Here is a 5,041-nt window from a genome sequence, read left to right as displayed (position 1 = left end):
TAAAATCTTAAAAAATCAACTTAAAGACCTTCTGAATATAATTCCCTTCCTTGTTCATCTGCCTAAACTGACGTAAATAAATCAAATAAAATAACGCTTTTGAGCAGATCGTTGCGCAACAGCCACTTAGATGAAAAAGAACCAAAAACTAAGCGTAGCGACCTCATGAACTCCATTTAAAAACAAATAATAAGTGAATAAATCAAGCCGCAAAAATCCTTCCCCGCACAGGCCAGACTCCCAGGCCCGCGTTTTGCGGCAGGCCTTTGCCCGCTTTTGTGTGCGGTGGTGTTAATATTTACATGTTTATTAACGATCCCTAATTTCCGTCAGCAGAAAAGCTTCGGGCGAAATCAGGGAAAACGATGCCGGACTGTGCGGTTGCAGGGCATTGCAAATTTTTGCTGAAGCGCAGCCAAGAGCGAACGAAGTTGGGCAAAAATATTGCGGCCCAGGTTTTACCTGATTTGCAGGGCAAAGGCCACGTGCGGCAATGAAGCCTCTCTGCTGACTTGAACTTTGGTTACTTTCTATCAAGAGAAAGTAACTAGGCCCCGCGGCCATGAGCGGACGATGCTATTCCTCAGCATATACATCTCTGCGAAGCTTACATATGACAGGTGGAATTATACATTATTTCTTTTTAATTCCCAATCCTTTTACATTTATAAAATGCAAGATAAAGCCATAACCACCGCCCACCGCATCAAATCCATCATCGGCGGCTCGTTAGGTAATTTGGTGGAGTGGTACGACTGGTATGTATATTCGGCTTTCTCCATTTATTTTGCTGATGTTTTTTTCCCGAATAGCAGCCAAACCGCGCAATTGTTAAATGCCGCGGGTGTATTTGCCATTGGCTTTTTAATGCGCCCCATAGGCGGTTGGATTATGGGTACTTATGCTGATAAAAACGGACGTAAAACCGCGCTTACACTATCAGTACTATTCATGAGCGTTGGCTCATTTATTATTGCCATTACGCCCGGCTATAAACAAATTGGCGTAGCCGCGCCTGTTATACTGGTAATTGCCCGCATGATACAAGGCCTTAGTGTGGGCGGCGAATATGGCATCAGCGCCACGTACCTCAGCGAAATGGCCGGTAAAAAGCATCGTGGCTTTTATTCCAGCTTTCAATATGTAACCTTAATTATGGGCCAGTTGTTGGCCCTGGGCCTGCTTGTACTATTACAACGCGTACTTTTAAACGATGACCAACTGCACCAATGGGGCTGGCGCATCCCGTTTGCTATTGGCGGGGTATTGGCCATTACCACCATGTACCTGCGACGTAGTATACAGGAGTCTGTATCATTTAATGGCACCGAAGAAAAATCGGTGCGCGGCACTTTAAAAGCGCTGGCCGGTCACCCCAAAGCGGTATTTACTGTAGTGGGACTAACCTTAGGCGGCACCGTTGCATTTTATACGTTTACCACCTATATGCAAAAGTTTTTGGTGAACACGTCCGGTTTTAGCAAAAGCAGCGCTACCCTTATATCCACCTTAACGCTGGTGATTTTTATGTTATTACAACCGGTTTTTGGTTTACTGTCTGATAAAATTGGGCGCAAGCCCTTGCTGATAGCTTTTGGGGTCGGCGGCTCATTAACTACCGTATTTATATTGACCACGCTGGCGCACACCACCAATGCTTGGATAGCTTTTGGATTGATCATGGCCGCATTGGTAATTGTTAGTGGTTACACCTCCATAAACGCCGTAGTAAAAGCCGAACTTTTCCCGGCCTACATACGGGCGTTAGGTGTGGGTTTTCCTTACGGGATAACGGTATCATTATTTGGCGGCACCGCCGAATACGTGGCTTTACTATTTAAAAAGCATGGTCAACAGGAATGGTTTTACTGGTACGTTACCATTTGTATTTTAATATCGCTGGTAGTATATTGTGCTATGCTGGATACCCGGAAACACTCGAAGATTGAAGAGGAATAATCTCCGTTTTAACTCACCCCGACATCGCTACGCTTGTCGACCCTCTCTTCCGCAAGCGGTAAAGAGGGTAAAGGGAAGTAAAATCCCTCTCTAGAATAGAGAGGGTGGTTGAACGAAGCAAAGACCGGGTGAGTGAATGGTGCGCTCTCCTTATATCATACTCGATATAATATTTATACTCAACGCTACTATAGCCGTATTAAAGGCAAAGGCTATTAAGCCGTGTATCCACGCCAGCCTGCGGATGTATTTATCTGATATTTCCACGTCGGATACCTGAAACGTCATCCCGATAACGAAGGAGAAATAAACAAAGTCCAGGTAATCCGGGTCGGTAGTTTTAGGGAACTCCAGACCGCCGTACGATTTTGTATCACCGTCTTCAACATTAATGGCGTAATAAAGATGAGCGTACCTCATGGCAAATAGCGTATGCACCAGCCACCACGATACTATTACCGACGCCATAGCCAATAAAATATGCCCGGTAACATCGGCCTGGCTATGGCCCTTGGTTGATTTGAGCAGAAATAAAATTGCCCCTAAACTGATAACCGAAGCTGCTATCACAAATAAAAAAATAAGCGTTCGGTTCGAGTCTTCAAGCCGGGCTATTTTTCTAACCTCGCGGGGGTGCGCCTTTATTATAATTATCCAATCCATTATAATTACCGTCATTGCAAACGCCACCCAGCTAATTAAAGCTATTGCGGGAATACTAAATTGATTGCGCACAAAAAAAAATGCAACTACAGCTATAAACAACGAAAAATATAACCGGTAATGGGCGTCCAGCCTGAAAAATATATGATTGGGAAGTTTGATCTTGTCAGGCATATGTTATTGGTTTATGGTTGATAGTTCATAGTTACGAAATTAGTGCAATATTACTATGAACCATGAACTATTCGCTATCAACTATAAAAGCTACTCGGCCTACCTGCCCATCATCCAACCGCACCTTTATGCCGCGCGAGTGGAAAGCCGAACTGGTTAGCAGGTCCTTAACTATCCCCCGCGTTAACTTGCCCGAGCGTTGATCTTTTTTAAGGATGATGTCAACCTCCAGGCCGGGGTATATGTCTTTTCTGTTTTGTCCGTTCATAAAATTTATCCTATGTCCTTTCGAGCGACAGCGAGAAATCTATACACGGACTGCCGACGTACTTAGCAAATGTATAGATCTCTCACTATGTTCGAGATGACACAGTAGTATTGTGGTTTATTTTTACTTCACCAGCTTCGCAACCGCCCAATCCACTTTATCAAAATTAAAGCTGTTTACCACGGTGGTCATGGCTTTAGTAATCTCCTCATTATTCAAATTACCAATGCTGCCCTCGTGGGTATGGTTAACGGTTTTATCGGGGTTAAATTCGCCTTTCTCAATAGCCAAACCCACTTGTTTATACGCATCGCGGAAAGGTGTACCACTCAGTACCATCTTATTCACTTCTTCTACACTAAATAAATAAGCATATTTAGGGTCATCCAGAATATCAGTTTTTACGGTGATGTTTTGCAGCATAAAGTTTGCCATGTGCAGGCAGTTTTTCAGATCAGCAAACGCCGGGAACAATAACTCTTTCAGCAACTGTAATTCACGATGATAACCTGATGGCAGGTTAGTGGTCATCATGGCTACATCATTAGGCAAAGCCTGTAGGCGGTTACATTTGCCGCGCATAATTTCCCAAACGTCGGGGTTCTTTTTATGCGGCATAATGCTGCTGCCGGTGGTTAACGTATCCGGGTAACTCACAAAGGCAAAATTCTGACTTAAATATAAAGCCTGATCCATAGCCATTTTAGCCAGGGTAGCTGCGATACACGATATAGCTTGCGCAATAACCCGTTCGGTTTTGCCCCTGCCCATTTGCGCGTAAACCACATTGTAATTTAAGCTATCAAAGCCTAATAATTCGGTAGTCAGTGTACGGTTAAGTGGGAACGACGAGCCATAGCCCGCTGCCGAACCCAACGGGTTTTTATTGGTGATCTTATATGCAGCCAGCACCATTTCTAAATCGTCGGTCAAACTTTCGGCGTAAGCGCCAAACCATAAACCGAATGACGATGGCATAGCCACCTGCAAATGCGTATAGCCGGGTAATAAAACGTTTTTATACTTTTCGCTAAGCTCTATCAGGGTTTTAAAAAGGGTTTCGGTTTCATGCACCACCTGCTGCAATTCGTGCCTGAAAAATAGTTTCAGGTCAACCAGCACCTGGTCATTACGCGAGCGGCCGCTATGTATTTTTTTACCGGCATCACCAATACGCTGGGTAAGCAGCATCTCAACCTGCGAGTGCACATCCTCTACCCCCGCTTCAATAGTAAAGTTGCCTTTTTCAATATCAGCATAAATGGCTTTAAGCTCGCGCTGCACCATAGCCAGGTCATCAGCGCTCATCAAACCAATGCTTTCCAGCATTTGGGTATGCGCCAATGATCCCAGTACGTCAAACTCGGCCATCTGGTGATCAAACTCGGTATCACGGCCAACGGTGAAGTTCTCTACCAGTTCATTTACATTGGTGGTTTTTTGCCAAAGCTTGCTCATAATGCAAATATGGTAATATTTTTATTTAGACGGGCGATGTGTGTTATTGTTATTTGGGCGTTTCCGCCGAAGGTGGCGGTCGGGCTGTACGCTCATACGCCTGCAGGCCTTAGCCATGGGCCGGTATCCGCTTCCATCCCTAACGCAAGGTCTGAACCGCTAATTTATATGATTAAATGATTACGTTGATGATTGTCTGAACTATGATTTATAGGATTGATTGATTTCCATGATTTTTGTGGTTTTGCGTCAGCAGGTAAGCTTCGGGCGAGAGCAGGTAAAACAATGTTGGGCGGTGCGGTTGCAGGGCATAGCAAATATTTGCAGAAGGTTGGGTTGAGCGTGGCGAAGCAGGGCAACTGTTTGCAGCCCAGGTTTTAACTGGTCGCAGGGCAGTGGCCTTGTGCGCAAGAAGCCTCTCTGCTGACTTGATTTTTTGGTTCTTTTTCATCAAGTGGCTGTTGCGCAACGATCTGCTCAAAAGCGTTATTTTATTTGATTTATTTACGTCAGTTTAGG

At 44.6% G+C, this 5,041-nt stretch carries 5 protein-coding genes; 1 reads left to right on the top strand and 4 read right to left on the bottom strand.

Translation table 11 applies throughout. From position 1 onward, the window contains the following. Window positions 1-672: 672 nt before the first annotated feature. Window positions 673-1,959 carry an MFS transporter gene (locus ABI367_RS04705; RefSeq protein WP_462228669.1) on the top strand — a complete coding sequence of 429 codons (1,287 nt, stop codon included), beginning with the start codon at window positions 673-675 and terminating at the stop codon, window positions 1,957-1,959. A gap of 150 nt (window positions 1,960-2,109) precedes the next feature. On the opposite strand, the gene ABI367_RS04700 is transcribed toward ABI367_RS04705, so the two are convergent. The 4 genes from ABI367_RS04700 to ABI367_RS04685 all read right to left on the bottom strand — a co-directional run bounded on the left by ABI367_RS04700 (window position 2,110) and on the right by ABI367_RS04685 (window position 5,003). Next, entirely contained in the window at window positions 2,110-2,796 is a 687-nt protein-coding gene (locus tag ABI367_RS04700) for a DUF1345 domain-containing protein (protein ID WP_462228667.1), read from the bottom strand. 67 nt (window positions 2,797-2,863) lie between these two features. Next, entirely contained in the window at window positions 2,864-3,064 is a 201-nt protein-coding gene (locus tag ABI367_RS04695) for a YwbE family protein (protein ID WP_462228666.1), read from the bottom strand. Between the two features lie 123 nt (window positions 3,065-3,187). Next, window positions 3,188-4,522: an argininosuccinate lyase gene (argH, locus tag ABI367_RS04690; protein ID WP_462228664.1), complete on the bottom strand. Its 1,335-nt coding sequence runs from the start codon at window positions 4,520-4,522 to the stop codon at window positions 3,188-3,190. Window positions 4,523-4,730: 208 nt separating this feature from the next. Continuing rightward, window positions 4,731-5,003, bottom strand: a complete 273-nt coding sequence (locus tag ABI367_RS04685; RefSeq protein ID WP_462258022.1) for a hypothetical protein — start codon at window positions 5,001-5,003, stop codon at window positions 4,731-4,733. Between the last annotated feature and the right edge of the window lie 38 nt (window positions 5,004-5,041).

Origin of the sequence: Mucilaginibacter sp. (assembly GCF_039935595.1) — a bacterium.
Lineage (GTDB): Bacteria > Bacteroidota > Bacteroidia > Sphingobacteriales > Sphingobacteriaceae > Mucilaginibacter.
The sequence above is the reverse complement of the archived record's forward strand: the minus strand, read 5'-3'. Positions and strand labels throughout refer to the sequence as shown.

Coding starts and splice junctions, on each gene's coding strand:
- argH (WP_462228664.1), bottom strand. CDS start 4,522: ATGAGCAAGCTTTGGCAAAAAACCACCAATGTAAATGAACTGGTAGAG.
- ABI367_RS04705 (WP_462228669.1), top strand. CDS start 673: ATGCAAGATAAAGCCATAACCACCGCCCACCGCATCAAATCCATCATC.
- ABI367_RS04695 (WP_462228666.1), bottom strand. CDS start 3,064: ATGAACGGACAAAACAGAAAAGACATATACCCCGGCCTGGAGGTTGAC.
- ABI367_RS04700 (WP_462228667.1), bottom strand. CDS start 2,796: ATGCCTGACAAGATCAAACTTCCCAATCATATATTTTTCAGGCTGGAC.